General features: G+C 46.1%; 21 protein-coding genes and 1 riboswitch. Of the genes, 15 read left to right on the plus strand and 6 right to left on the minus strand.

Annotated features, from left to right (window positions below; translation table 11 throughout):
* Positions 1–81 precede the first annotated feature (81 nt).
* Both GWI56_RS19445 and GWI56_RS19450 read left to right on the plus strand, forming a co-directional pair.
* Entirely contained in the window at positions 82–786 is a 705-nt protein-coding gene (locus GWI56_RS19445; RefSeq protein ID WP_198573826.1) for a CoA transferase subunit A, read from the plus strand.
* 127 nt (positions 787–913) lie between these two features.
* On the plus strand, positions 914–1,570 hold the full coding sequence (locus tag GWI56_RS19450; RefSeq protein WP_173243940.1) for a 3-oxoacid CoA-transferase subunit B: 657 nt from the start codon (positions 914–916) through the stop codon (positions 1,568–1,570).
* Positions 1,571–1,635: 65 nt separating this feature from the next.
* Here the strand turns inward: GWI56_RS19450 and GWI56_RS19455 are convergent, their stop codons facing one another.
* Positions 1,636–2,067, minus strand: a complete 432-nt coding sequence (locus tag GWI56_RS19455; protein WP_242068449.1) for a hypothetical protein — start codon at positions 2,065–2,067, stop codon at positions 1,636–1,638.
* 73 nt (positions 2,068–2,140) lie between these two features.
* Here GWI56_RS19455 and GWI56_RS19460 point away from each other — a divergent pair, with 73 nt between their 5' ends.
* The 5 genes from GWI56_RS19460 to GWI56_RS19480 all read left to right on the plus strand — a co-directional run bounded on the left by GWI56_RS19460 (position 2,141) and on the right by GWI56_RS19480 (position 6,530).
* Entirely contained in the window at positions 2,141–3,163 is a 1,023-nt protein-coding gene (locus GWI56_RS19460; protein WP_198573827.1) for a hypothetical protein, read from the plus strand.
* A gap of 136 nt (positions 3,164–3,299) precedes the next feature.
* Complete coding sequence (locus tag GWI56_RS19465; RefSeq protein ID WP_198573828.1) at positions 3,300–3,902, plus strand: DJ-1/PfpI family protein; 603 nt, start codon at positions 3,300–3,302, stop codon at positions 3,900–3,902.
* 38 nt (positions 3,903–3,940) lie between these two features.
* Positions 3,941–4,246: a cytoplasmic protein gene (locus GWI56_RS19470; RefSeq protein WP_198573829.1), complete on the plus strand. Its 306-nt coding sequence runs from the start codon at positions 3,941–3,943 to the stop codon at positions 4,244–4,246.
* A gap of 203 nt (positions 4,247–4,449) precedes the next feature.
* Positions 4,450–5,208: a sulfite exporter TauE/SafE family protein gene (locus GWI56_RS19475; protein ID WP_105252043.1), complete on the plus strand. Its 759-nt coding sequence runs from the start codon at positions 4,450–4,452 to the stop codon at positions 5,206–5,208.
* 155 nt (positions 5,209–5,363) lie between these two features.
* The gene (locus tag GWI56_RS19480) at positions 5,364–6,530 is read left to right on the plus strand and encodes a PQQ-dependent sugar dehydrogenase (RefSeq protein ID WP_198573830.1); all 1,167 of its coding nucleotides are present in this window, start codon (positions 5,364–5,366) and stop codon (positions 6,528–6,530) included.
* Between the two features lie 154 nt (positions 6,531–6,684).
* Here the strand turns inward: GWI56_RS19480 and GWI56_RS19485 are convergent, their stop codons facing one another.
* Together GWI56_RS19485 and GWI56_RS19490 are read right to left on the minus strand one after the other, a co-directional pair.
* Complete coding sequence (locus GWI56_RS19485; RefSeq protein WP_198573831.1) at positions 6,685–9,762, minus strand: transglycosylase domain-containing protein; 3,078 nt, start codon at positions 9,760–9,762, stop codon at positions 6,685–6,687.
* A 369-nt stretch (positions 9,763–10,131) separates the two neighbouring features.
* Complete coding sequence (locus GWI56_RS19490) at positions 10,132–10,728, minus strand: thymidine kinase (protein ID WP_028761119.1); 597 nt, start codon at positions 10,726–10,728, stop codon at positions 10,132–10,134.
* Between the two features lie 541 nt (positions 10,729–11,269).
* Here GWI56_RS19490 and GWI56_RS19495 point away from each other — a divergent pair.
* Together GWI56_RS19495 and GWI56_RS19500 are read left to right on the plus strand one after the other, a co-directional pair.
* Positions 11,270–13,369, plus strand: a complete 2,100-nt coding sequence (locus GWI56_RS19495) for a cytochrome c3 family protein (RefSeq protein WP_198573832.1) — start codon at positions 11,270–11,272, stop codon at positions 13,367–13,369.
* 203 nt (positions 13,370–13,572) lie between these two features.
* Entirely contained in the window at positions 13,573–15,723 is a 2,151-nt protein-coding gene (locus tag GWI56_RS19500) for a M3 family metallopeptidase (RefSeq protein ID WP_198573833.1), read from the plus strand.
* A gap of 133 nt (positions 15,724–15,856) precedes the next feature.
* Here GWI56_RS19500 and GWI56_RS19505 read toward each other — a convergent pair whose 3' ends face one another.
* From GWI56_RS19505 to GWI56_RS19515, 3 genes are all read right to left on the minus strand, one after another.
* The gene (locus GWI56_RS19505) at positions 15,857–17,425 is read right to left on the minus strand and encodes a Na+/H+ antiporter NhaC family protein (protein WP_028761122.1); all 1,569 of its coding nucleotides are present in this window, start codon (positions 17,423–17,425) and stop codon (positions 15,857–15,859) included.
* A 79-nt stretch (positions 17,426–17,504) separates the two neighbouring features.
* A riboswitch (Lysine riboswitch) is annotated at positions 17,505–17,701 on the minus strand.
* A gap of 95 nt (positions 17,702–17,796) precedes the next feature.
* On the minus strand, positions 17,797–18,723 hold the full coding sequence (locus GWI56_RS19510; protein WP_028761123.1) for an FAD-binding protein: 927 nt from the start codon (positions 18,721–18,723) through the stop codon (positions 17,797–17,799).
* Positions 18,724–19,473: an electron transfer flavoprotein subunit beta/FixA family protein gene (locus GWI56_RS19515; RefSeq protein ID WP_028761124.1), complete on the minus strand. Its 750-nt coding sequence runs from the start codon at positions 19,471–19,473 to the stop codon at positions 18,724–18,726.
* 310 nt (positions 19,474–19,783) lie between these two features.
* Between GWI56_RS19515 and GWI56_RS19520 the strand changes: the two genes are divergently transcribed.
* The 6 genes from GWI56_RS19520 (at position 19,784) to GWI56_RS19545 (ending at position 26,844) form a co-directional block, all read left to right on the plus strand.
* The gene (locus tag GWI56_RS19520) at positions 19,784–20,176 is read left to right on the plus strand and encodes an H-NS family nucleoid-associated regulatory protein (protein WP_028761125.1); all 393 of its coding nucleotides are present in this window, start codon (positions 19,784–19,786) and stop codon (positions 20,174–20,176) included.
* Between the two features lie 216 nt (positions 20,177–20,392).
* Positions 20,393–23,482, plus strand: a complete 3,090-nt coding sequence (locus GWI56_RS19525; RefSeq protein ID WP_198573834.1) for an amidohydrolase family protein — start codon at positions 20,393–20,395, stop codon at positions 23,480–23,482.
* Positions 23,482–24,828, plus strand: coding sequence for an amidohydrolase family protein (locus tag GWI56_RS19530; protein ID WP_198573835.1), 1,347 nt, complete (start codon positions 23,482–23,484; stop codon positions 24,826–24,828). Before GWI56_RS19525 ends, GWI56_RS19530 begins: the two co-directional genes overlap by 1 nt.
* A 78-nt stretch (positions 24,829–24,906) precedes the next feature.
* Positions 24,907–25,287 (plus strand): Rcs stress response system protein RcsF, encoded by a 381-nt coding sequence (gene rcsF / locus GWI56_RS19535; protein ID WP_105252035.1) that lies wholly within the window; start codon positions 24,907–24,909, stop codon positions 25,285–25,287.
* Positions 25,288–25,479: 192 nt separating this feature from the next.
* Positions 25,480–26,214, plus strand: coding sequence for a tRNA (N6-threonylcarbamoyladenosine(37)-N6)-methyltransferase TrmO (tsaA, locus tag GWI56_RS19540; RefSeq protein WP_198573836.1), 735 nt, complete (start codon positions 25,480–25,482; stop codon positions 26,212–26,214).
* A complete protein-coding gene (locus tag GWI56_RS19545) occupies positions 26,215–26,844 on the plus strand; it encodes an acyltransferase (RefSeq protein ID WP_198573837.1) in 630 nt (209 codons plus the stop codon). It begins immediately after the preceding gene.
* Positions 26,845–26,989 lie beyond the last annotated feature (145 nt).

Below are 26,989 nucleotides of genomic sequence, written 5' to 3' on the forward strand. Positions count from 1 at the left end.
AATAATTAACGACACCAGCAACCGTTATTAAAGACGCGCGTCATTCGCAGCGCGTTTTATAAAGTATAAAAGGACATCACAATGGCAGGACTCAATAAAGTCGTCAGCAGCTATGAAGAAGCGTTAGCAGGCTTATCGAACGACATGACCATTATGGTCGGCGGCTTTGGCCTATGCGGCATTCCAGAAGGCTTAATCAATCAAATGGTTAAGATGGGCGTTAACGGCTTAACGGCGATATCAAACAACGCTGGCGTTGACGATTTCGGCCTTGGCTTACTGTTAAAACATCGCCAAATCGCCACTATGATAGCCTCTTACGTGGGTGAAAATGCCACCTTTGAACAGCAAATGCTCTCTGGCGAACTGAACGTGATTTTAACGCCCCAAGGCACGCTGGCGGAAAAGATCCGCGCAGGCGGCGCAGGTATTCCGGCATTTTTCACCGCTACAGGCTACGGCACGCCAGTCGCTGATGGCAAAGAAACCCGCGAAATCAAAGGTCGCCATTACGTATTAGAAGAGTCGCTGACCGCAGATTTTGCCTTAGTGCGCGCATGGAAAGCCGATACCATGGGTAATTTGGTGTTCCGTAAAACCGCCGCCAACTTTAATCCTATGATGGCAACCGCAGGCAAAATCACTGTGGTTGAAGCCGAGTTTATTGTTGAGCCGGGCGAGCTAGATCCAGATCATATCCACACGCCGGGCATCTATGTTGACCGGGTTATTCAAGGCAAGTTCGAGAAACGTATCGAGCAGCGCACGGTAAAAGCCGCGAAATAAAAGGCGCTGGCAAAACCTTGAAACACAGTTAACGCAATTGGCACTTAGCTCCCTAAAGTAAAAACTAAGGGTAAAAACCTAAGAGTAAAGGCCAAAGCGTCAAAGCCAAATAGAAAGGATAGATATCATGGCATTATCAAGAGAACAACTGGCTCAGCGCGTCGCCAAAGAATTAAAAGATGGCTACTACGTCAACCTCGGCATTGGCATTCCAACACTGGTGGCCAACTACATTCCCGAAGGCATGGAAGTCATGTTGCAATCGGAAAACGGCCTACTCGGCATGGGCGAATTCCCGACCGAAGACGCCATCGACCCAGATTTAATCAACGCAGGTAAACAAACCGTTACCGCAGTCAAAGGCGCCTCGTTTTTCTCATCGGCGGAAAGCTTTGCCATGATCCGTGGCGGCCATGTGGATTTAACCGTACTCGGCGCCTTTGAAGTCGATGTCAATGGCTCTATCGCCTCATGGATGATCCCCGGCAAACTCATCAAAGGCATGGGCGGCGCGATGGATTTAGTCGCGGGCGCCGAAAACATTATCGTGACTATGATGCACGCCGATAAATACGGCAATTCTAAACTGCTACCCGTGTGCGAATTGCCGCTAACAGGTTACGGCTGCATTAAACGTGTCGTCACAGATTTAGCCTTTATCGAAATCAAAGATGGCGCATTCCATTTACTCGAGCGCGCACCAGGTGTCAGCGTCGAAGAAATCGTCAGCAAAACCGCCGGCAAGTTAATCGTGCCAGAGCATGTACCAGAAATGGTGTTTTAAGCGTTCTCTAAAATGCGCAAGTAACGTATAGCGGCTAAGGTTGAAACTCAAGTTAGTTTGAAGCTTTAACCTAAAGAATTTTGAGCGTTAACCGACGTTTTACGATACCAACAAGGCCCAAAAAATGATTCTGGGCCTCGTTGCTTTTGTTGTCCCCACGAAGCGGAGAACCATGAGTAAAATTCACCACCAGCTTGTTCACTACAAACCTTGTTTTCTGTGAGCTTTTGCAGTCTAGGTACTTTTTGAGAGCTTATCGCCATAAACAGCACTAATGCTCTGGCGACACGCCGTAAATCCATCTTTGGGGGCTCAACGAAAAAGTCCCTTTTTCCGATGGTCGCCAACGCAAGAGTGCGGTTTACTCCCCATCCCAGCATATTCAATAATGAACAATGTCGTGCATTAAACTGATAACACCATATGTTAGCAAGGTTCTTTGCTGGCGAATGTGTGTTCACCATCGCTACAACGGAGTCGCTTAATGCTTGCTTCAAAAGTGCTACAGATAGTCATATTTAGCACCGTTGCGGTAAACTTGCCGCAGCCTAAATAATAAGGATGCTCAATATGTTAGCCAAGTTTCTCAATAAGCGCAGTCGCAGTCGTAAACATATGCGCGATTATGCCAAAAACGTCTTTGAATATGACCAGTATTTACTGACCGATTATATCGACAGTGGGATGACAGATGGTTTCGAGAGAGTGAAACAATATCGTGAGTTTGATGAGGATTTTCGCCAGTGGGAATTATTTGGAGCTGAGTTTGGTGTACCCGAGTGCCATTGGGGCTATGTAGCCCAACTTACCTATATTGAATCGGGCTTGCTTGAGCCTAAGCCGCTTATATGCTCGCTTGCTTACGGCTATTTTAATACCGCGATCGACTACTATCGATACTACACTGCGGTTGAGAAAACAGGTGAAATAGCTAATGCCGGATGGATGACAACCAGTGCTTTTCGACTTGTGCTTATGCTGTTTTCTAGGCTTAAGACTGAGGCCGACGAGCTGTATTATGCCAACGCAATGGCCTGGCGTTCGGGTTGGGCCATTCGCTCCCACGGCTTTATCGGCGATTTTTTGGTGCTGCTGTATGGGCGCTATTTGGGCGTTATTGAGCCGCCTTTTGCCACTGAAGTGCAAGTGACACTGCGAAAAACGGCTCCTTTCCCCTATGCGCCATTTTTAGATAACTGGGACACACAGGATATCGAATTCATCAGCACTATGCTGCAAACCCTGTGCGATCATCAGGTAGAACAAGCAGTTATTGGGGATAAAAAGTGCTTTTTTGAGTTCAATGGTGGGCCGCACACATATTTACCATTGACAGCGTTAATGCTGCTGAAACTGCGATCCCTTAGGGGTTTGCCTAACCCACAATTTAGTCATCCGGCCTTTGGCGATATCACAGCTTTGTTTGAACAAGTCTGCACAGCGTTTAGCGACTATGTCGCAGCAGAGAAGATCTTGCGGATTGAAGATGCAGCCGATGAAGTGTTAACCAACACATTAACCAGAATGCAAAGCCAAGATTTTGATGCCCATGCTATTTTCGCCAAGCGACTGCCATCGTTTAGTGCTGGTTAAGATTTTGATTAACCAAATTTTCATAAAAAATGGATAACCAATAAAATCATGATTCTATTCATATTGAGGACCCAAGGCTTAAGGTTGAGCGTATTCAAGCCTTAAGTCATCCACAATGCAAGCCAAAGGAAAGCTTATGTACCAGATTGCGATTGTAATATTTGATGAATTTACCGATATCGATTTCTTCTTAATGCGCGATATTCTCGGCCGTACAAAAACCGATTGGACAGTAAAAGTACTCGGGACAAAGCCTAGCCACAGGTCGAGTTTGGGGATGACGGTTGCAACCGATGGTCATGTGGCCGAAGTCGCTGATGCCGACGTAGTATTATTTAGCAGTGGCTACAAAGGCGTACCTGCCGCACTCGAAGATACTGAGTTTATGTCAGCCCTTAAATTAGATCCCTCACGGCAATTGCTTGGCAGTATCTGCGCGGGGTCATTCTTCTTTGCCAAATTAGGGCTACTCGACAATATCTCAGCAACGACTCATCCCGATGCCAAACCCGCATTAGTGGCCATGGGCGTCGATGTAGAAGACTGTGCTCTGGTTATCAATGGCAATATTGCCACCGCGGGTGGCTGCCTGTCCTCACTCTACTTAACCGGCTGGGTTGCGGAGCGCTTATTCGACAGTGCAAAACGCCGCGAAATTCACAGGCAGCTTATTCCAGCCGGGCAAACAGATATTTTTGAAGCATTAATCCAATCCTCCATCTCCGCGGCCATTCGTTAAAAGTGATGTAGATATTCTCGATGAATGAAAAAGATCCCATGATAAAACTTAAAAATCTTCTCGAGGCTATAAAAGCCGAGCATCAAATAACCACCCAGAATGAGCTTGTGGCTTTGCTATCGCAAAATGAATTACTCATTCAGCAAATCCAAACTGCTGATGCGCAGTATTGGGTGCATTTTGCCAAGAATACCTTCGATGGTTGGTATTGCATTCGAACACCTATGCTCAGTACCTTTCATGTTTATTACCAAGAACGTGGGCAAAACTGCTGGGGAGAAGATGTTTTTACCGAGCAAAGTGCAGCCATAGCAGCGGTTATTTTTATGTCTGGCATTTGGTAGCAAGCCCCTTAGCACTAAGCAAATAAAAGCCTGCTCACTCATCCTATATCTTCACCTTCACGAATGGCGATATGTAACGAATCATTACGCGACTTTCAATATCGAAATCATCCTGTTAGGGTGAGTGCTTAGATTGACTCATAATAACAGACACATTTTTAGCGCTCTGTTTAACTCTCTTATTGCCCAAAGGAGCGGTATCTATGGACTGGCTTATTATTGCACTCGCTGGCTTTTTAGGCGGCATGCTCAATGCGGTTGCCGGTGGTGGCAGTTTTATTACCCTTTTAGCGTTAGTGTTTGTCGGGGTTCCACCGATTGCGGCAAATGCCACGGGGACAGCCGCGCTGCTGCCCGGTTATATCGCCAGCGCATGGCGTTTTAGAAAGGATATCGAATATCCGGCGAGTCTTAGCCTTAAGAATCTGATCTTAATTGCTTTAATTGGCGGGAGTATTGGCGCGGGTATTTTGCTGACCACCAGCGAGCAAGTCTTCGCAAAGCTGATCCCTTGGCTGATTCTACTGGCCACCGCGGCCTTTATTGTTGGCCCTTGGTTACTCAAACGAAGAATCGCTGAGCAAGGCGAAAACACCTCTACGCCAATGTTAAGTCCGATAACGGCACTGATAATGCTGTCGGCTGTGTGTATCTATGGCGGTTATTTTAATGGTGGCTTAGGCATCATACTACTCGCAAGTTTTGGCCTGATGGGGCAAACCAATCTACATGGGATGAACGGACTTAAAAATCTGATTTCAGCCCTGCTCACCGCCATCGCCGTTGTGGTTTATGCCGCGGGCAATGTTATCGATGGGCAATATCTGTTGCTGCTTGCCGTTATGGCGATTGTCGGTGGTTATGTGGGGGCGGCGCTGGCCTACCGTATTTCACAGCCCTTGCTACGCGGCTTTATTGTGATCGTCGGTTTAGCAATGGCCTTAGGCTTTTTCATGCGCTAGTTTTCATACGTTAGGCTTTTGATTTGTGAAGCTTAAACTCATAAAAGCTGGACAGGCGAGTTTTCGATACAAGGTCTCACCGATAAATTGCCCTTATGTGACTGACTTGTTACTCTGATCCATCCTATAGGAGAACACTGTGATTAAGGATAGCGATGAAACTGATGACCTTGAAGCTAAGCACCTTAAATCTTGCCCTGTGTCTTATTGCATGCTCACCGGCTATTTACACCGAAACCGCTAGTGCAGCGACCATTAGCGTCAAAACGGAAACGGGTAATATTCAGGTAAAAACCATAGCCCAAGGGTTAGAGAATGTCTGGGGTATGGCATTCTTACCCGACGGCAGTATGCTAGTGACTGAACGTGCTGGCAGAATGCGCATTGTCAGCACCGCAGGCAAAGTGGGTGAACCCTTAACGGGTTTACCGCCTATGTATGCCAAAGGTCAAGGTGGTTTACTTGATGTCGTGCTTGCGCCAGATTTTGCTAGCAGCAAAAAAATCTATTTCAGTTATGCCGAACCCGCTGAAGGTGATGCAAGCGAGCTCAATAGCACAGCGGTCAGTTTTGCCACGCTCAATGGCAACAAGCTTGAAAATCTCACCCGCGTTTTTAGTCAGCAACCCAAAATAAACAGTGGCCACCATTTTGGTTCTCGCTTGGTGTGGGCGCCTGACGGCACACTGTTTATCACACTCGGCGACCGCTACAGCGAAAAAGATAGCGCCCAAACATTAGACAATCATTTAGGCAAAGTGGTCCGGGTTAATGCAGATGGTTCTGTGCCTCAAGATAACCCCTTCGTTAATACGGCGGGTGCTTTGACCGAGATCTGGTCTATCGGTCATCGCAATATGCAAGGCGCGGCCATTAATCCCACCAGCAAAGTATTATGGACTGGCGAGCATGGACCGCAGGGCGGCGATGAACTCAATATTGATGAGGCGGGCAAAAACTATGGCTGGCCAGTGATTACCTATGGTGAGAATTATGGTGGCGGCAAAATCGGCGAAGGCACCCATAAGGCGGGAATGGAGCAACCCGTCTACAAATGGGTTCCCTCGATTGCCACGGCGGGCTTTATGTTTTACACAGGTGATAAATTTCCACAGTGGCAAAACAATCTGTTACTCGCCAGCCTAAAGGAAAAAACACTGGTGCGTTTAGTACTTGATGGCGACAAGATTATTAAAGAAGAGCGGCTACTGAAAACTGAATTAGGGCAAAGATTGCGCTCAGTCGTGCAAGGGCCAGATGGACTGATTTATCTCGTAACCGATGAAGCTAAATCAAAAATTTACCAGTTATCGCCGCAGTAATCTTAATCGCTGCACTTTTATCACAGTGCTTTAACTAAACCATGTTAACCACAGCAATAAACTCAATCGATAGAGAATTTAAGCCTTAAAACGACAAAGAGTGTTCATCAGGAACACTCTTTGTCGTTGGCGTGGCACTTATTAATTCATGCCTTTATTCGTTCACCACACACATGCCCTGCTCGGTTTGTACATAGGGAGCTAAAATAGGCATCATGCCCTTCATCACCTGTAATGGCAGCGCCGAAGTAAAACTAAAATCATCGGATTTACTGCCTGGCACGAAGGCGGTCAAAGTACCGAAGTATTTGTCACCTAAATAAAACACGAATGTCGCGGTACGGTTCATCGCCGTAGTCGCCACTTTTTTACCTTGCTGCATCTGAGTCACAATACGGTTATCACCGGTGCCGGTTTTCCCGCCTATGGCTAACATGCCACCTTTTTCATCGGTAAAAATGCCCTTTAAACGACGTGCGGTGCCGTTTTGCACTACGTTCGCCAGCGCTGCTTTTAAGGCTTGTGCTACTTCATGGCGCATTACCCGCTCACCTTGGGTGTTCTGATTCTGTAATCTCACTTCATAGGGCGTATCTGCGGCGAAATGCAGTTGATTGATACGCACTGTGGGCAAACGATAGCCGTCGTTTTGAATAATGCCCATCAGCTCGGCTAAGGCTGCGGGTCGGTCACCCGAGCTACCCAGTGCTGAGCCTAAGGATGGCACCATAGAATCAAAGGGATAACCTAAACGCGCCCAACGTTGATGTATGTCAAGGAAGGCTTCAACTTCAAGCATCACTTGCACTCGTACGTCACGGGCGTTTTTATGCCTTGTCCTAAACAACCAACGGTAAACCTCTTGACGTTGTGCTTCACTCGCCTGCTTAACATCGTTCAAGTTGGCATCAGGATTATGATTAAGGTAATCCAGCACCCACAATTCCAAGGGATGCACCCGTGCGATATAGCCTTGATCTGGCAAATTATATTTATCCGGACCGTACTTGTTATATAAGCTCTTAATACGACCATCGGTATAGCTCACCTGCGGCAATCTTTGCTTCAAGAAAGCCTTAAATGACGCCATAGATTCATCGGGCAGTAAATAGCGATACGCCGCCGTCAACTGCTGCTCCGACTGGGACAAACCGTCAAAAAACATGTCGAAACGCTCATTCGCAGCCACTTTTTTGTACTTACGATAAAACTTAGTAACGAAGGTATTACCTTCTCTATCAGCAAATACTCGCAGATATTCGTCACGGCGCGGATCTTTATCATTACGCAGCAACTGGGCCATATTGCCCTCGTTTTGCATACTACTGCTGTAATTCACGATATCGCGCATGAGGCGCACAAACGGCAAGTTAACCGAATCCTGCAGAGCTTGGTAAAGTGTTGGCGTTTTTAAATCTTCTGTTTTTTTAAAGTTATTAAACACATGCAACCCGCCACCGGTAAAAAATTGTTCACTGGTTGAGGCCGAATATTCTCGCTGTAACGCCGCATCTAACATGCGGTCTAAACGTCTGTCGGGATTCAAAATCAAGTAATCAATCGCCCAACGGGTTAAATGATCCCTAGGTTCGATAATGATGGATTCCAATTCAATCCCATGTTTCTTGGAATACTTGTCGTGGATCTCGGCAATGATTTCTAAGTAGGTCGCCATCACCCGCAATTTAGCGGTTGAGCCCAATTCCAACTTACTGCCCTCGTTAATATCAAAAGGCTGATCGGTGCTATCCGTCTGCACTCTAACTCGGTTGGCGGTCTCAGTGCGCTCATAAAGCGTAAAGCTATACAGCACGTTTTGCAGTTGGCTTGGGTCGAGTAACCGTTCGCCAAGCAGACCCACTTTCTCCGCGGTAGGCACTTGCGCCAAACTGCGTAAGTAGTGACTGACTTTCTGCTGTAAGTCACTGTGTAAGCTACTGTTGACCGTCAAATCGAGCCTGTCTAAATCATACAGCCCCACATTTAACATGCCTGCGGTGCGAATGCGAACTGTGTTCACGCCCTTATCTGCGCCAGATTGGGTATTACGCTGCGGCTTGGCGACCTTAAACTGCAATTTCTGCGCGAGAGCAGCATCACGTAGACCACGATCAATCAAATAATACTGGCCGAGTAAACGGATATGGCTATCGACTAAGTTTTCAAGATCTTCATGACCTTGTAATAGATAGTAGGACGGACGACGTTGGGCGATCATCAAGGCAACTACTTGCCGGAATACTTGTCCGCGCTTGGTGGCATTACCTTTGATCTGCGGCGATGCTAACAGCTTATTTGCAGTATCGAAATCGGTACCAAACCACGCCCACAATCCATCACCAATACCATGAACTTCACCATGATTTGGCGCCGAAGATAATGGCACGGTATTCAGATAATCTTGAACGATGCGCTTACGAGCAGGTTCAGTGTTTTCACCTTGTTGGTACACGCGCACACTGGCCGAGCCAATTTGCAGTAACTTATCCTTAATGCTCAAGGTTAAACCTTGGGAAGAATGGCGGAATTTCTCAATCTGAGTCGCGAGTGTACTGCCACCCGCGGTAGAGACATTCATACCAACCATTTCAGCAATTTGACTCATACCTGCCACCACAAAGCGTGGCCAGTCGATCACAGGATTGAGTTTCTCTTCCGTCGTCCATAACTCGCGGTTTTCAATAAACAGTAAAGTATTAACGATTTCATTGGGGATCTTATCGTCGTCCTGATAAACCCGTTTAGGATAGGCAAATTCGTATAAATCAGTATTGCGGCAATCGAGCAGCGTCAATCCAGATTGGGCCTTTTCATGGTAAGGCGGAAAAAATCCAAGTTGAGCGTATTCCTGCAACGCTGGCGAAAACGCCACTTGTTGCGTTACCTGAAAATTCCGTTGCAATAACCTATCAATATACTGAGGTAACTTACTGTAGCCATGGCGCTCATCAAAAGGACCATAACTAGGATAAATAACCGCTTGGCTCGGTGAGCTTTCTAATTCATAGGTGAGCGTCTTAGCATATTGATTGATGAATTTTGCTTGGTAAAACGAAGTTTTAACCTCAAGTCCAATCAGCAATGCAGCGCAGCAAATCAGAATGAAAAATAAGAACCAGACCCTGCCCTTTGATCTGGCTTTACGCGGCGGCTTAACCTTAGCTTTAGGCTCAGGTTGTGGTGGACGAGGACGATAATTTTCGAACTTCATCTCTGATGTGGAATTAGGCAAAACAGCTCCAAAAAAACACTAAAATATTCATCTTTCATGCAACTCAGCAAATCCGTTGCCACTCAGTAAAGCAAGATATCAAACTCATCTAGCCATTATCCGGCTCTATTAATTAGTCTTAGTACCCATTATGTTCCACACTTTATCAAACCTAACTTCACTGTAAAGAAGGGTGCCTGTGACCCACAACCGCCACTAATCAATACTAATGTTAAGCTGATAGTACATTTTGCCAAATATTAATTTGTTGATATCAAGGTATTTTCAGCGATTAAGACAACAGACAGTATGACTTAAAAACAAAACGAGCTAATTTAAATCGCATAAAAAGAATGAGTCGCTCAATAATCACACGCTATTAACGAAGCCTCATCCCACATATTCATGCGCATCCCAGATAAATTCACGAAAATGTTTGCGACAGACAGACTCGTAACTTTCATTACCGCCAATCGCCACTTGCTCACCCTCGCGCATCACCTTGCCTTCACCATCAAGACGCACCACCATGTTAGCCTTACGCCCACAATGACAAATAGTCTTCAACTCAACTAATTTATCGGCCCAAGCTAATAAATAATGACTGCCGCTAAAAAGTTCGCCTTGAAAGTCCGTTCTTAGGCCATAGCAGAGTACAGGAATATCAATATTATCGACCACATGCGTCAGCTGCTTAACCTGTTCTTTACTCAAAAACTGACACTCATCCACCAGCACACAACTTAATGGCGTAGCTTGATGCACATCGCTAATCATTTGAGTTAAATCATCTTGGCTACTAAATACCTGTGCTTCGGTTTCAATGCCAATACGTGAGGCCACTTTACCTTTGCCATATCTGTCGTCTATGGAGGCTGTCATGACCAAAGTATTCATACCGCGTTCACGGTAGTTATAGGATGACTGTAATAGGGAAGTGGATTTACCCGCGTTCATTGCCGAATAATAAAAATACAATTGAGCCAAGACTTATACCCTTTAAAAACGTTAGCGCTTACGCGTCTGCTACCAGAGCCAAATTGAGCGCTAGTCTAACATTGCGCTTCACATCAGAACACTAGCAGCCGCTAAGCTTTTATCATGAAATTCTGCAATGACACCAACTTATCAATCATTTTAATCCCCAATCGCCTCCTGAAATATTTCTAGTCCACTTCATTTAATACTCTTCCCTGCAAAAAACATAAAAAACGCCCCGATGCCGTTCAATTGTTAATGAAAGCTTAACTGAAACTTAAATGTTGTTTCATAAGGAAAAATTAGTAAAAGTTAAATTTAAAAAGTGCGATCTACCTCCAAAGTAATAGGTATAAATGGGCTTGCGCTCAAAAAATAAACATAGCGTTAACAGTAATATTTCATTCGAGACAAAACGTGCTCAATTAAAAAAAGAAAAGTATTCGATAGCTTGCAAATTGAGACCAACGGTCAAAGCACTAATCTACCCTGCAAACTTTAGTGCTCCACTCCGTCCTTTATTCGCATATTGGATCAAATGGAGATTATGATGAGAATTTTCACCTCTAGAAAACTGGCATATTTAGTTGCCTTAGCACTAACTGGCGCCCTTGTTGGCTGCGGCGATGATGGTAAAGATGGTGTAGATGGAGCACCAGGAACGCCCGGTATCCCTGGAACACCCGGTGAACCTGGAACACCCGGTGAGCCTGGAACACCGCCCCCTGTCACCAGTTCTACTATGACTAACGTCAAAGTGATCAACTATAGCTTTGGCGAAGGCAGTATCACTTACGAATTTGAAATTACAGATGAAAACAATAACCTAATCAACGGACTGTTAAATGCTCAAGCCAAAGTGGCGGCACTAACAGATAAAGGCTTCATCACTAACCGCACCGAAGCTGATAAAAATGGTGTTGCAGATAACGTCCATATTGGCGGTGAAGCAACTCAAGCAACCGTCGGCGCTGAATTGACCGCTTTAGCTGATGGTCATTACCAATTTAAAGTACCAATGAAAGGGGTTAATCCAAGCACTGAAGGTATCGTTTGGTTACGTGTCGGTGGTAATAATGGTATTGCGACCTCTAAACCTCTGGTCGTTAACAAACCTGAAGGCACCCATTCAACCACAACTGATAGTTGTTACTCTTGCCATATCGACTACTCAACAAGCCCTCGTCGTCATGCAAGCTATGTCGCTACTGGCATGGACAGTGAAGTCACCTTCGTGGAAGGCTGTTTAGTGTGTCACGGTTCAGTTAGCCGCGCAGTTGTCAATGCTGAAGGTTTCTCTACGGGTGGCTATGCGACAAACACCCTATCTAAAATTGGTCATATCAATCACCAAGATTTTACTAAAGACTTTTCAGTACAAAACTGTACATCTTGTCACGTTGAAGCACCTAAAAACATCAACGTAGCCGGACCCGGTTGTATTGATTGCCATGACAGTGGTGGCGTACCAGGGGCTATTATCCCAAGTAATGGTGCGGATCTGCGCATTATGCACGAAAGCAAAGCGGGTATAACCGAACGCCAAACGATTCGCGCTAAGTATAAATTGAGTCTATCAACACCTGTTAAAGTAGATGATATTTCTACCAAGACAGACCACTATGCGCCGACAGGTGCTGCGGCAGCAGTAACCGCCCCAGGCTGGTGTACAACGCTGACAGTGAAAGACACCGATGGTAACGTCTTTAGCATTAAAGACAACTTTAACTATTCTAGCCCGCTAGTATATGACGCTAAGAAACCCGTAGTTTATGCGGGTGCTTATTTACATTCCTATGAAAATGGCAGCTTAGTGGGTCGCCCAGGTAACCGTACTAACTACTACTATGGTTACAACACTGACGGCACTAAAAATATCTGTCATTTACTGACGGATATCAGCGCAGTGAATGCTAACTATGTTTATTCTGCCCGCGTGACATTCAGTACCGCTGGTTGGATGGAATATGATGGCAATCAACGTTACCAAAGTAATGGTAGCCTAAGAGCGACAGGTTATGATGGTTCTATGGGTATATCCTTTACGGCTTACTCAGATGTCGTTAACCCTGTCACCACTCAAAAGGTCTCTGGCTTCGAACGTCGTGAGATAGCGAGTACTAACAGCTGTACTACTTGTCACAACGATGCCACTGCGTTCCACAAAAATGGTGCCTTCGATGAAGGTGGTAATGCTTGTATCGCCTGCCATGACAACGGCATGGCACGTACATCAGCAGCCTTAGGCGCTGGTTTTGGTCCTATGGTACACAGCTGGCACTGGGGTAATGGCGCTAAAGTCGGTGAAGTTAAAGCTGATGGAACTCAAGCGCAAACCGCAAACGGTGCAGGCGCAATTGAAGCCTCAACTAGCTGTGTTGCCTGTCACGAAAAAGCGATTGATTTAGGCAAAGTGCCCAATCAATACATTCTTGAACCAGGTAACAAAATGACCAGTCCTGTCACCGCTAACTGTTATGCCTGCCACACTAGCGATTCTGCTAAGGCGCATATGGCAAGCAACGGTGGTGAAATCAGCGTACCAAGTGTGGCTGATTGGTTTAAACAACCGACCTCTGAATCTTGTGCAGTATGTCATGACACAGGTAGAAGTTCTGGTATTGATAAATACCACAAGTTTACTCGCTAATTAATCATCTCATCATCGCGTGATTAAGAAGTAAGTAAAAAGCGGTACCTATTTTCCCTGCAAGGAAATAGCCAAAGGAGTCTCGCTAATGCGAGGCTCCTTTTTTACTTAGACATTCCCGATAACAAGCCATTTTCAGCCCTATTTAAGTTACTAACGTTACAGTCCTAAAAAAACAACAATTCAAAGGAAGTCACTCAATTATGCGTAAAAGTTTTATTGCCATCGCCATCGGCGCCACTCTCACCGCCGGATTCATGGCAGGTTGCAGCAGCACAGAAACTAAAGCACCTAACGTTATCTCGGTACAAACCCAAAACCCGCTGTTCCAAGCCAGTAACCTGCAATATCAAGCCCCTGATTTTAGCCTCATTAAGAATGAGCACTTCGCGCCAGCCCTAGAGCAAGGCATGGCAGAGCAGTACCAAGAAATTCTCGCAATAGCCAATAATCCGGCAGCAGCAACCTTCGATAATACGATAGTGGCTATGGAGAAAAGCGGCGCCCTACTCAACCGTGCATCAAGCGTGTTTTATAATTTAGCAGGGTCGAATAGCAATCCAGAACTGCGTAAAATCCAAGGCGAAATGGCGCCCAAAATGGCGGCCCACTCAGATAATATCAACTTAAACCCAGCGCTATTTGCCCGTATCGAAGCCATCTATAACGACCGCACTAACTTAGGGTTAACCCCAGAAGCGGTACGTTTGGTTGAGGTATATCACCAACGCTTTATCATGGCTGGGGCTAAACTTACCGATGAACAAAAAGTTAAAATCCGCGCGTTAAATGAAGAACAATCAACACTAACGAATGAGTTTTCTCAGCGTTTATTACGCTTAACCAAAGAAATCGCCGTTGTGGTGGATTCAAAAAGTGAACTTGCAGGATTAACCGACGGTGAAATCACTTCAGCCGCGAACGATGCCAAAGCGGCCGGTCACGATGGCAAGTATCTGATTAACATCACCAACACCACTCGCCAACCTGTGTTGGCATCACTGGAAAACCGTGAGCTACGCCAGCGTATTTGGGAAGCCTCAGCGAACCGTGGCTTAACTGGTGAAAACGAAACTGCGTCACTCGTATCTCGTTTAGCGAAACTCAGAGCCGAGCGCGCAACACTATTAGGCTATGAAAACTGGGCAAGTTATCGATTAGCACCGCAAATGGCCAAAACCCCCGAAGCGGTTTACAGCATGTTTGGTTCAATGGTGCCTGCGGTAGTTGCTAACACAGAGAAAGAAGCGGCCGACATTCAAGCGATGATCACTAAAACCGGTGGGAAATTTGAACTGGCACCGTGGGACTGGGAGTTTTACGCAGAAAAAGTTCGCCAAGAAAAATACGCCCTCGATGCCAATAGCATTCGCCCATACTTCGAGTTTAACCGTGTGCTCGAAGACGGCGTATTCTACACACTCAAAGAACTCTATGGCGTCACCTTAAAACCACGCCCAGATTTACCGGTTTACCATCCCGATGTGAAAGCCTACGAAATGTTTGATGCCGATGGCTCAAGCATGGCCATTTTCTACGCCGACTATTTTGCCCGTGAAGGTAAACGTGGTGGCGCTTGGATGAGTTCGTTCGTCGGTCAATCCTTCCTCGAAGGCACTAAACCTGTGGTCGTCAACGTGATGAACATAAAGAAAGCGCCCGAAGGTCAACCCACATTCGTCAGCTATAACGAAGTCACTACTATGTTCCATGAAATGGGTCACGGCACCCACGGCATGTTCTCTAAAGTGACTTATCCAAGTCTGGCGGGCACCTCGGTTTCACGCGACTTTGTTGAATTTCCATCGACGTTTGAAGAAGATTGGGCCGCCCATCCAAAAGTGTTAGCGAACTACGCGAAACACTACGAAACGGGCAAACCCATTCCCGATGAACTGCTGCAAAAACTACTGAAATCAGGCAGTTTCAACCAAGGCTTTGACACACTGGAATACATGGCCGCTGCATTAGTAGACATGGAATGGCATTCATTAAGCCCAGATACCCCGCTGCAAGATGTACCAACCTTTGAAGCCAATGCCCTGAAAAAGCACGGCTTAAACATCAGTGCCGTACCTCCGCGTTATAAGTCGACCTATTTTGCCCACGCCTTCCCCGGCGGTTACTCGGCAAGTTATTACGCTTATATGTGGAGTGAGATTTTAGCGGCGGATGCGTTTGCCTATGTACAAACCCAAGGCGGGCTCAATCGTGAAATCGGCATGAAGTACCGCAAAACGATCCGTGAAGTGGGTAATAGCATAGCGCCAATGGACGCCTACAAAAACTTCCGCGGACAAGAGCCTACCACAGAAGGCTTACTTAAACGCCGCGGTCTAGATCAAGCACGCTAAGCTAAGAGTTGATATCCTTAATGCGATAGGCTAGAGATAAAGACAAACTCAGCCTTAACCAAAAAATCAGCCAGCATAATGCTGGCTGATTTATTTGTCGTGAACGTTTGCAGTGAAAGGTTTCAATTAACGTCTAGCTAATTGCGCCTTTAGATTTGATTTTAAGTACGATAATACTGATCACAAATGCCACACTACAAGCCACTAAACCCGCGACAACAGACTCGGTAAATCCAAGTGCCACATAACCCACTAAGCTAATAAACGCCGCAATGAGTGCATAAGGTAGCTGAGTCACCACATGGTCGATGTGGTGGCAACTGGCGCCCGTTGACGACAAGATAGTCGTGTCGGAAATTGGCGAGCAGTGATCGCCAAATACAGCCCCCGCCAGCACAGAGGCAAGCATAGGCAACATCATGCCAGTGTGGCTTCCCATCGCCATATCAGCAGCAATCGGCAACATGATCCCGAACGTACCCCAGCTAGTACCAGTTGAGAACGCGGTAATACCTGCTAGCACAAACATTAAGGCGGGTAAAAACGCGAACGGAATATTTCCTGTTGCTAAACTCGCCATAAACTTACCGGTTTCGAGTTGACCAATCACACCTGCGATTGTCCAAGCAAATAACAGGATGTAAATCGCCGGCAGCATAGAGCGAGCGCCCTGCACTATACCTTTGACTATCATCAATTTCTCAACGCCTTGCACTAAATTCAATATCAGCGAAACCGCTAGACCAATTAATGCACCAAAGAAAAGTGATGAACTGACATCGGTTTTCTCAAAAGCAGAAATAATATTAAATTCAATCCCTTCCGCCGCGAGTACTTGAGCGCCACTGTTAATCATGAAATAGAGGGTTGCAAATACCAACACGGTAATCGGCAGGAACAGACCTAAAATCTTACCGGTTTCGGCTTCAGGTAAATCCGCGTTCGCCCCAGGCGGTAATCCTTTAGACTCATCGTATAAATTACCACGTTGGGCATTGAGCTCATGCTCACGCATTGGCCCAACATCTAGTCCCATAAAGACAACAAAAAGTAATAATAACAAGGAGAAGATTGCGTAAAAGTTCATCGGGATCATTTGAATAAAAATACTCAAATGACCCGTATCAGCAAAACCATGGGCAGTTAATATCCCGCCAATGAGTGCGATAATATAAGCGCCCCAGCTCGAAACTGGAGATATAACGCACACAGGCGCCGCAGTAGAATCTAATAAATAAGCTAACTTAGCGCGGGAAACATAATAACGATCGGTAACAGGTCGAGCGACCGAACCAACAACTAAACTATTGAAATAATCATCAATAAAAACTACGCAACCTAAAAACATGGTCAATAGTTTAGCGTCACGTTTATTACGTATATGTAAACGAGCCCAATCGGCAAAAGCACGCGCGCTGCCACTTACGGTAATTAACGCTGTGATCATTCCCAGTACAATTAAGAAACCGAGAATATATAAGTTCCACGAATTTAGACCTTTATCAGTCCAAAAAAGCCCTTTAACGCCATTAAATACAAACTCACCCGTTGCTAAAGGTGAAAATTGATTGAGCAATAAAGCACCAATTAAAATACCTAACCCCAAAGAAAGCAGTACACGGCGAGTCAAGATCGCCAACACGATAGCCACCGCAGGCGGCAACAAGGAAAGTGCCGAATCGGCATAATTCATAACAGTCATTGATTATTATCTTCGTTAAATACGAATGGAGGGCGACTGAACTGGTGGGAAAAGGCAATAGATACCCAAGGTCACCTGTCCTATCAGTAGCGCTCCATAGTAACTATTCCCAATATCCATATCGGAAAATACTATGGCAGTGCTGCACCTATTAGGTACAACCCCAGCAGTTGATCGTGATAAATCGAACCACTTCGGCACCAAATCCTTTCGCAATCGATCAACGGAATCACCCTACTGATCACTACTAATATTTGGCGCGCCTCTACTTCTAAGAACGCCCTTGCACGGGCGTGAGGCACATAAAAACATAAGCGGCTTAGCAGATGCTACCGCAAAGCCACTTAATGTGACCTAGATCACAGATAAAATCAACTGAGACTTGTAATCAGCTCAGGAACCGCCTCAAACAGATCTGCAACGAGTCCATAATCGGCAACTTGAAAAATCGGCGCTTCAGGATCTTTGTTGATTGCAACGATGACTTTAGCGTCTTTCATGCCGGCTAAATGTTGAATCGCGCCAGAAATACCGACGGCAATATACAAGTTTGGCGCAACGATTTTACCGGTTTGACCCACTTGTAAATCGTTAGGCACAAAACCTGCGTCAACTGCAGCGCGTGATGCGCCAACGGCTGCACCGAGCTTGTCAGCAAGTTGCTCTAACATACCGAAGTTTTCACCACTGCCCATGCCTCGGCCGCCAGATACGATAATGCCAGCATTGCCTAACTCTGGACGGGCAGAAACTGTCAGCGATTGAGAAACAAACTGAGTTCTCGCTTCAAACACTTTATCGAGTGTCGTCACAGCCGCACTGTTACCTTCTGGCGCAGCGTCAAACGCACTGGCGCGCACTGTCATCACTTTAATGGCATCATGGCTTTGCACTGTCGCTAAGGCGTTACCCGCATACACAGGGCGCACAAAGGTATCGGCATTGACAACAGTAATGACTTCTGAGATTTGCGCGACATCTAATAATGCCGCAACGCGCGGAAGCGTGTCCTTACCTAAACTTGAAGCCGAGGCCAGAATGTGACCATAGTTTGGCGCTAAGTCCACCAGCAATTTGGCAAAATTTTCTGCTAAATGCGCTTCATACACGCTGGCATCGGCAACGAGTACTTGGCTAACGCCTTGTAGTGCCTGTGCCGCTTGGACAACCGCGCCACATTGGTGACCCGCAACTAAGACATGTACTTCATCGCCTATGGCACGGGCGGCGGTAACAATTTTTGCCGTATCGAGTTTCAGTGCAGCATTATCATGTTCAGCTAATACTAAAATGGCCATTTAGATCACCTTCGCTTCATTTTTTAACTTTTCAACTAGCTCAGCTACTGACGCTACCATGATGCCCGCTTTACGTTCAGCTGGCGGAGTGACCTTCACAATCGTTTGGTGACTCTTTAACGTCACGCCTAAGTCTGCCACAGTAAATACTTCTAATGGCTTACGCTTGGCTTTCATTATGTTAGGCAATGAAGCGTAACGGGGTTCGTTCAAACGTAGATCGGCGGTCACGACAGCAGGTAAAGGCAGTTTGAGAGTTTGCATGCCGCCGTCAATTTCACGGGTGACTTGTAATGTATTCGCTTCTAATTTGATTTCTGAAGCAAAGGTCGCCTGTGGCATATCCATTAACGCGGCAAACATTTGGCCAGTTTGGTTATTATCACCATCGATGGATTGCTTACCAAAAATCACCAGCTCTGCTTGTTCTTTGTCTTGTACCGCTTTGAGCAATTTGGCGATAGACACTGGCACGAGCTCTTCTTCAGTATCGATATGAATTGCACGATCTGCGCCTAATGCAAGCGCGGTACGCAGTTGTTCTTGCACGGCTTTATTACCAATACTGACAACAACCACTTCAGTAGCGCTACCCGCTTCTTTTAAACGAACCGCTTCTTCTACTGCGATTTCACAAAAAGGGTTCAACGCCATTTTTAGGTTTGCAGTGTCAACACTTGTATTGTCAGCTTTGACCCTGACCTTCACATTGGCATCAACAACGCGCTTAACGGGCACCAATACTTTCATAGGGTTTCCTTCCTACACTTTCATGTACATGGACAAAACATTGGTTAATACCAATGCAGGATAGAGCAACTTTACGTCCTGTTAACGTTAACGTCAACCAAAGTCAAACGCCTGTTTGTATTTTTTAATCCGCTGCAACGGCCACTTTTTTGGACACTTATTTGAGGGAATAAGAAAAGTTCAAAAAATAAATAATATTTAATTTCCTTAAAACGCATAATTTTATTTGATTCGAGCTATATTAGTTTCTATCATTTAGGTGTTGTTCACCATTATCCTGTATTAAAAATAGAGTGGGACGAAAATAGATATGAGCGAATTTTTAGAGATATTAACTCACGGCCGTCGTTTTAAAGCTGCAGTAAAAGAACTTAGCGTTGAAGAGTTACGTGATTTAGCCGACAAATTAGATAAAATTTTAGTAGAACGCGAGTCTATGGCTGAGGAAGAAGAACAAGCCATGGCAGCTCGTAATGCTAAGATTGAAGAAATCCGTCAACAAATGGAAGCCGTTGGTTTATCAATTGATGACTTAGGTGGCGTAGCTGTTAAAGCTGCTGCAAAGAAACGCGCTCCTCGTCCAGCCAAATACCAAATTGAAGTTGACGGTGAAATGGTTCAATGGACTGGCCAAGGCCGTATGCCTACCGTATTTAAGAACGAGATCAACAAAGGTCGTTCTATGGAAGATTTCTTAATCTAATCCAACCAAGTGTGATGGCGCTAATTTGCCAACACCAGTTTGCATAAAAGCTCGCATTATTTGCGAGCTTTTTTATATCCATCAATCGTTTCAAACTTAAACGACAGCCGTTAATTCCGCACCTCACTCCCGCTCAAATTACGTTACAATTCAGCCTTAGTATTTACATCTGCTTTCAGTTACTCTTTGTTCACCCTCACTCGATTGAATAAAATAATGCAGATAAACAATAAGATAATGATAAGCTGCAGCATAATCGCTAGCTTAGTATCACAAACAACATTTGCCCAACTCAATACTGGAACAACATCCAGTAAACTCACTGCATTTACCCATGCTGAATTAATTATTGCCCCGGGAAAGCGTTTAAGCGATGCCACTTTATTAATTGAAAATAATCGAATTAAAGCCATTATTGAGCACAACGACATTCCCGCTGGCGCATTTAGAATCGATTTGAGTGGTTATACAATTTATCCCGGATTTATCGATCCTTTTACTGATTATGGGATTGAGTTCGAATATCCCAAACTTAAGCTCACTCGCCCCGTCTATGATATAAAGCGTATCGGTGGTAATGCGGAAAATGGTGCAATTCATTCTGAAAAAGAATGGTTTAATTACATTTACCCCAATAAAGAACGCGCAAAAGAGTGGATTAATAATGGTTTCACCAGTGTGCAAAGTAGCAAACTCGACGGTATCTTCCGTGGGACGGGTGTCAGCCTTTCATTAGCAGACAAAACGGCTAATGAAGTGATTTATCGCGCCCGCAGTCAACCTTTTATGGCATTTGATAAAGGTTCGTCTGAACAAGATTATCCCTCATCATTAATGGGCAGCATTGCACTTATTAGGCAAACCTTTGCCGATGCAAATTGGTATAACCAAAATAAAAACAAACCTGCCAATGGCGCAATAAACAATCAAGTCGAATTTAATATCGCCTTTGAGCGTTTAGATAATTTAGCCGATAAGCAAATTATCTTTGAAACCAAAAATCTCAACGACCAATTACGTGCAGCCCATTTACTCAAAGAACATAAACTGCCAGCCAACCTACTTGGTAATGGTCAAGAATACTCACGCATCAATGAGTTAAAGGCGCTGAACTATCCGTTGATCTTGCCTTTAAACTATCCGCAGGCGCCCGATGTCGGCACAGATGACGCTGATCGTGAAGTATCACTGGCGGATTTAAGACAGTGGGAACGTGCACCAACCAACCCTGCGGCGGTAGCTAACGCAGGAATCCCCTTTGCGTTAACGCAGTTTGGGATTAAGACCGATGCCTTCTGGCCGCGCCTACGCCAAGCCATTGCCCAAGGTTTAAGTGAAGAAAACGCTCTCGCGGCACTCACCACCCAAGCCGCAGAGATGACAGGCACCGCCGACTTTACCGGTAAACTCGCGCCCGGTTATATGGCTGACTTTGTTATCACTAAAGGCAATATCTTTAAAGATGGCCAGATCTACAGTGTTTGGTTGCAAGGTCAGGAGCAAAGTCTGCGCTCACTTCCCCAAGCACGATTACTGGGAGATTACCAATTAAGCCTCAATAACCTCACGCTAGATTTATCGCTACATGATGAAAGTAAAAGTGATAAACCCAACATCCAAGGCAATTTAAGCAGTGGCGAACAAAGTATCTTACTCACTCAACTTAAGTTAGATGATAACGGGAGATTGAGCTTTACTGCCGATTTGAGCGCCGCAGGCATTAATGGCCTTAGCCGCTTTACGCTGTGGATGGCCGATGACGGCATTCAAGGTCGTATGGTCGATGCAAAAAGTCGCACTACAAATGTTGCCGGTGTCGCTATGACTCAAACTGCAAAGCTCAAAAAAGCAGACCAAGCAAGCAATCATGCTCCCAAGAATGAAGCCAACACGAGCCTAGTGAGTCACCTCACCTTCCCTAACGTTGCTTACGGACTGAGCGAAGCACCTAAGGTGGAGAAGCTGCACATCAAAAATGCCACCCTGTGGACATCGGATAAGCAAGGCATTCTCGAACATGCTGATCTCTTGATGGCCAATGGCCGCATCGAAAAAATTGGCCAACAATTAAGTACACCATCAGGTTATCAAGTCCTCGATGCAACAGGTAAACACCTCACCGCCGGCATAGTCGATGAACACTCGCATATCGCCATTAATGGCGGTACTAACGAAGGAACAGACGCAGTTACCTCTGAAGTACGCATTGGCGATATTATTAATCCCGACGATATTTCAATCTATCGCGCCTTAGCGGGCGGCGTCACCAGCGCGCAATTACTCCACGGTAGCGCCAACCCTATCGGTGGCCAATCACAACTGATCAAAATGAAATGGGGCGAGCCAGCCGAACAACTCAAATTTGTTAACGCGCCCGCCAGTATCAAATTTGCTTTAGGTGAAAACGTCAAACAGAGTAACTGGGGTGAGAAATTTGTTCAGCGCTTCCCCCAGACTCGCATGGGAGTAAAAGCGTTATTTGAAGAAACCTTCGACGCTGCTATCGCCTATGAAAAGGCGTTAAAAACCTATGATAATCTGCGCTCCAGCGATAAAAAGAAAACCGTCGCTCCGCGTCCAAGTTATCGTCTGCAGGCGGTCGCCGAAGTATTAAATCAGCAGCGTGATGTGCACATTCATTCCTATGTGCAGTCAGAAATCCTGATGTTTATCCGCTTAGCCGAGGCTTATCACTTTAAAGTACAAACCTTTACCCATGTGCTCGAAGGTTACAAAGTGGTGAGTGAACTGGCTGCCCATGGTGCTGGCGCATCGACCTTTGCCGATTGGTGGGCCTATAAGTTTGAGGTGTATGATGCGATTCCGCAAAACGCGTGCCTGATGCAAAACAAGGGGGTGACCACCAGCATTAACTCAGACGATTATGAAATGCAGCGTAGACTCAACCAAGAAGCGGCTAAGTCTATGATGTATTGCAATATGTCGAAGGAAGATGCTTGGAACATGGTCACTATCAATCCGGCCAAGCAATTAAGAGTCGATGAATTTGTGGGTTCACTTACTCCAGGAAAAATGGCCGATGTCGTGTTGTGGAACGCAGAGCCACTGTCGATTTACGCCAAAGTGACACAGGCATGGGTTGAAGGAAAACGCTATTTTGACCGCGACCAAGACCAAATTGCCCAGCAAGCTGTGGTGAACGAGCGAGCCGCACTTATCCAAAAAATTCTCAGCAGTGATGACCAAACTAAAGCGGGTGAAAAAGTCACGCCACTCAACGAGCCACAGTGGCACTGCGACACCCACTATCAAGCATGGGGCCACGCTCATGAGGGAGCCAAATAATGCAACATTTATCTAAAACCGTTTTGTTTGTGGCGCTACTCGGCGCAATTTGCATCACGCAGGCCCCAGTTATGGCCAATGATATCGTACCTACGCCTAAACAAAGCCGCAGCGTACTGATTAAAAACGCCACTGTGCACACAGTCAGTCAAGGCGTGCTCAGCAACACAGACGTCTTAATTGAAAATGGCAAGATCACGGCCGTTGGGCCCCAACTGACCAGCCAAATCAACAGTGCAACCGCAGAAATCAGTGACACTCAAGTCGTCGATGCCAGCGGTAAACATTTATATCCGGGCTTAATCGCCCTAGACACCAGTTTAGGCTTAGTCGAAATTGAAATGAGCCGCCCAACGGTTGATAACGCCGAGGTAGGTTATATCAATCCGCAGATCAGCACGGCCACAGCCTATAATCCGGATTCGGAGCTCATCCCGACCATACGTTACAACGGCATTACCCACGCACAAATCGTCCCGAGCGGTGATGGGTTAGCTGGACAATCAGTACTGGTGGATCTCGATGCATGGACGATTGAAGATGCGCTGACGCCAAGTGCTGGACAGTTCCATGTCTATTGGCCGCAAATCAAACGCATGCCAGAAGATGAAAAAGAGAAAGCCAAGGCCATCGAGAAAAATCAGCAGGCAATCGACAAGCTCAATATCGCCTTTGAAGATGGCTATCGCTATTTCTTAAGTGATAAGGCCAACGGTAAAGACAAAAACCAGGATGAAGATCCGCAGTCCGCGACCAACAACCTGCGCTGGCATGCCATGTTGCCGCTATACCAAGGCAAAGCGACACTGTTTGCACATGCCGACAGTGTTGGCCAAATTGAGCAAGTGATCGCCTTGACGAAAAAATACCAATTCAAACTGGTAATTGTCGGCGGATACGATGCATGGCGTTTGGACTCAAGCCTAAGGGAAGTTAAAGCTGGGGTCATTTACCCTCATACCTTGAGTCTGCCTAAACGTAAAGATGAGCCAGTCGATTTACCCTTTAAGATCCCATCTTTACTCGCCAATGCAGGTATTCCCTTCGCCCTTGGGTTCTCATCGGACTGGAATAGCCGTAACCTCCCCTACGCCGCAGGTTACAGCGCCGCCTATGGTTTAACGCCTGAACAAGCACTGAAATCCATCACCTTAGATGCCGCAAAACTGTTAGGTGTGGAAGATTTAGGTGCGATAGCGGTGGGATACCAAGGCAGTGTCGTGCTGTCCGAGGGGGACATTCTCGACCCTATGACCAATAAAATTGAGGCTATCTGGATTGAAGGACGGCAGATAGATCTGAATAATCGCCATCAGCAGCTTTATCAAAAGTACCTTAAGCGGTAGAATTTACTCAGATAATAATATCGCATCAGCGCAGCCTACCGAGGCTGCGCAGTTTTCTCCTCAACCTCAGGTCAAACCATGAAAATTATCCTCTCAAGTGCATTAGTGCTCCTGCTCAGTGCCTGTGCAAGCGACTACAGTTTTAACAGTAATTTGGACAGTGAGGCGATTAATGACTATTTCAAGGCATCCGATGTCATCCTTTATGAAGGCGATACCTTACCGAAAGGCCATTATGAATTAAAAGGATTGGTCGAAGGTGAGTCCTGTCAGGCCGATACCAACGGTGCGCCCGCATCACTTGCCGACGCCAGAACCGAAGCCCGTCGCAATGCAGCAGATAAAGGGGCTAACGGCATTATCATCAAGCAATGTGTCATATTTGAAGAAGCTGCCCAAGGTTGTATCAGCCGTGCATTATGCGTTGGTCAAGCAGTAAAAACGGCTACAACAGAGTAAGCCTCACGCATATTAAGCATACTGCTCGCGGCGTGATCCTATAGTGTTCTAAGATTGCCCCTATCAACCGCTTAATGGCTAACGCTTCATGACCAACGCTGCATTATTAGCACACAAAGATGGGCCTTAATAATGAGCTTAGAATGATGAACTTAGGCGGTTGTTATACTTACCCTTTAGGTAATTTTTTGCATGACATTTACCAACCAAATTATCGCAGTGGCAACATGCCGCACACCCTATAAACAAAAATTTGGCATTCCAAGACAACCCGGACTTGTTGAAGCGCGTGGTTATGTCGAACTCGAACCCCATGTGAATCATATCGATGCGGTGCGTGGCATAGAGCAATATTCACATCTCTGGTTACTGTTTTGCTTCCATGAGAATCTTGCCCAAGGTTGGAAAACCACAGTGCGCCCGCCGCGTTTAGGCGGCAATGAAAAACTCGGCGTGTTCGCAACTCGCTCCACTTTTCGCCCCAATGGTATAGGCCAATCGGTTGTTAAACTCCACGGCGTAGTGCAACGCAAGGGCAAAGTGTGCCTTGAAATTTCTGGTATGGATCTGCTCGATGGCACGCCCATTATCGATATTAAGCCTTACATTCCTTTCTCGGATTCAATTACCGATGCAGTGGGCGGTATTGCTCAAGACGCCCCTAAACTGATTTCAGTGGTGTATTCTGACCATGCCAAGACACAGATTGAGCATTACGCCGAGCAGGAAACCTACACAGATTTAGCCGTACTTATCCGCGGTGTGCTCGGCCAAGATCCGCGCCCCGCCTACAAAAAAGCCAAGGACGATCCTAAATTATATCAAGTCGCCCTCTATGATTTAGATGTATTCTGGCACATGGCGGTCGATGATAATGACCAAGAATATATCTTAGTATTGGAACTCAAACCGGGGAAATGTGGCTAAATGTCTGCGCCAACGCCTACATCAAAACCTGATTATCAAAGCCAGCATAAAAAGCGTCTCTCTTGGATGCCGTGGCTGTATTTTTCTTTAAAAGAGAAACATTTAGTCTGGGCAAAACCTTGGCAGGATGATATTCAAGCAAGACTTTGCGCCCTCGAAACGGTAACTATCGGCGAGCAATGCTTTATCGCCCCCGAGGCGCAGTTATTCGCCGAACCCAATCGTGATATCCGCATGGGTAATCGCTGCATGATCGCCGCCGACTGTTTCTTACATGGGCCTATCACACTAGGGGACGAAGTGGCGATTAATCATGGCTGCTCCTTCGATGGCGGTAGAGTGGGTATTCAAATTGGTAGCCAGACCCGCATCGCCAATAATGTCACCCTTTACGCCTTCAACCATGGCATGGCGCCAGATACGCCCATCTATCAACAAGCTGCCAACTCCAAAGGCATTGTTATTGGCCAAGATGTGTGGATTGGCGCTCAGGCAGGCATAGTAGATGGTGTGACCATTGGCGATCACGCCGTGGTCGGCATGGGCAGCATAGTGACGAAAGATGTACCCGACTGGGCGATAGTGGCTGGCAACCCCGCCAAAGTGATTGGTGATAGACGGGATAAGTAAGCAGTAAGGATTATCTTGATACTAGCAGTGACGAAGTCACGCTCTAACAGCGCAGCGCTCTTCCTTGAGTTATCCGTTATCCGTTATCCGTTATCCGTTATCCGTTATCCGTTATCCGTTATCCGTTATCCGTTATCCGTTATCC

The sequence above is a fragment of the Shewanella sp. DW31 genome, assembly GCF_015767295.1.
GTDB classification, from domain to species: Bacteria; Pseudomonadota; Gammaproteobacteria; order Enterobacterales; family Shewanellaceae; genus Shewanella; species Shewanella oncorhynchi.

Coding starts and splice junctions, on each gene's coding strand:
- GWI56_RS19445 (WP_198573826.1), top strand. CDS start 82: ATGGCAGGACTCAATAAAGTCGTCAGCAGCTATGAAGAAGCGTTAGCA.
- GWI56_RS19450 (WP_173243940.1), top strand. CDS start 914: ATGGCATTATCAAGAGAACAACTGGCTCAGCGCGTCGCCAAAGAATTA.
- GWI56_RS19460 (WP_198573827.1), top strand. CDS start 2,141: ATGTTAGCCAAGTTTCTCAATAAGCGCAGTCGCAGTCGTAAACATATG.
- GWI56_RS19465 (WP_198573828.1), top strand. CDS start 3,300: ATGTACCAGATTGCGATTGTAATATTTGATGAATTTACCGATATCGAT.
- GWI56_RS19470 (WP_198573829.1), top strand. CDS start 3,941: ATGATAAAACTTAAAAATCTTCTCGAGGCTATAAAAGCCGAGCATCAA.
- GWI56_RS19475 (WP_105252043.1), top strand. CDS start 4,450: ATGGACTGGCTTATTATTGCACTCGCTGGCTTTTTAGGCGGCATGCTC.
- GWI56_RS19480 (WP_198573830.1), top strand. CDS start 5,364: ATGAAACTGATGACCTTGAAGCTAAGCACCTTAAATCTTGCCCTGTGT.
- GWI56_RS19495 (WP_198573832.1), top strand. CDS start 11,270: ATGAGAATTTTCACCTCTAGAAAACTGGCATATTTAGTTGCCTTAGCA.
- GWI56_RS19500 (WP_198573833.1), top strand. CDS start 13,573: ATGCGTAAAAGTTTTATTGCCATCGCCATCGGCGCCACTCTCACCGCC.
- GWI56_RS19505 (WP_028761122.1), bottom strand. CDS start 17,425: ATGACTGTTATGAATTATGCCGATTCGGCACTTTCCTTGTTGCCGCCT.
- GWI56_RS19510 (WP_028761123.1), bottom strand. CDS start 18,723: ATGGCCATTTTAGTATTAGCTGAACATGATAATGCTGCACTGAAACTC.
- GWI56_RS19515 (WP_028761124.1), bottom strand. CDS start 19,473: ATGAAAGTATTGGTGCCCGTTAAGCGCGTTGTTGATGCCAATGTGAAG.
- GWI56_RS19520 (WP_028761125.1), top strand. CDS start 19,784: ATGAGCGAATTTTTAGAGATATTAACTCACGGCCGTCGTTTTAAAGCT.
- GWI56_RS19525 (WP_198573834.1), top strand. CDS start 20,393: ATGCAGATAAACAATAAGATAATGATAAGCTGCAGCATAATCGCTAGC.
- GWI56_RS19530 (WP_198573835.1), top strand. CDS start 23,482: ATGCAACATTTATCTAAAACCGTTTTGTTTGTGGCGCTACTCGGCGCA.
- rcsF (WP_105252035.1), top strand. CDS start 24,907: ATGAAAATTATCCTCTCAAGTGCATTAGTGCTCCTGCTCAGTGCCTGT.
- tsaA (WP_198573836.1), top strand. CDS start 25,480: ATGACATTTACCAACCAAATTATCGCAGTGGCAACATGCCGCACACCC.
- GWI56_RS19545 (WP_198573837.1), top strand. CDS start 26,215: ATGTCTGCGCCAACGCCTACATCAAAACCTGATTATCAAAGCCAGCAT.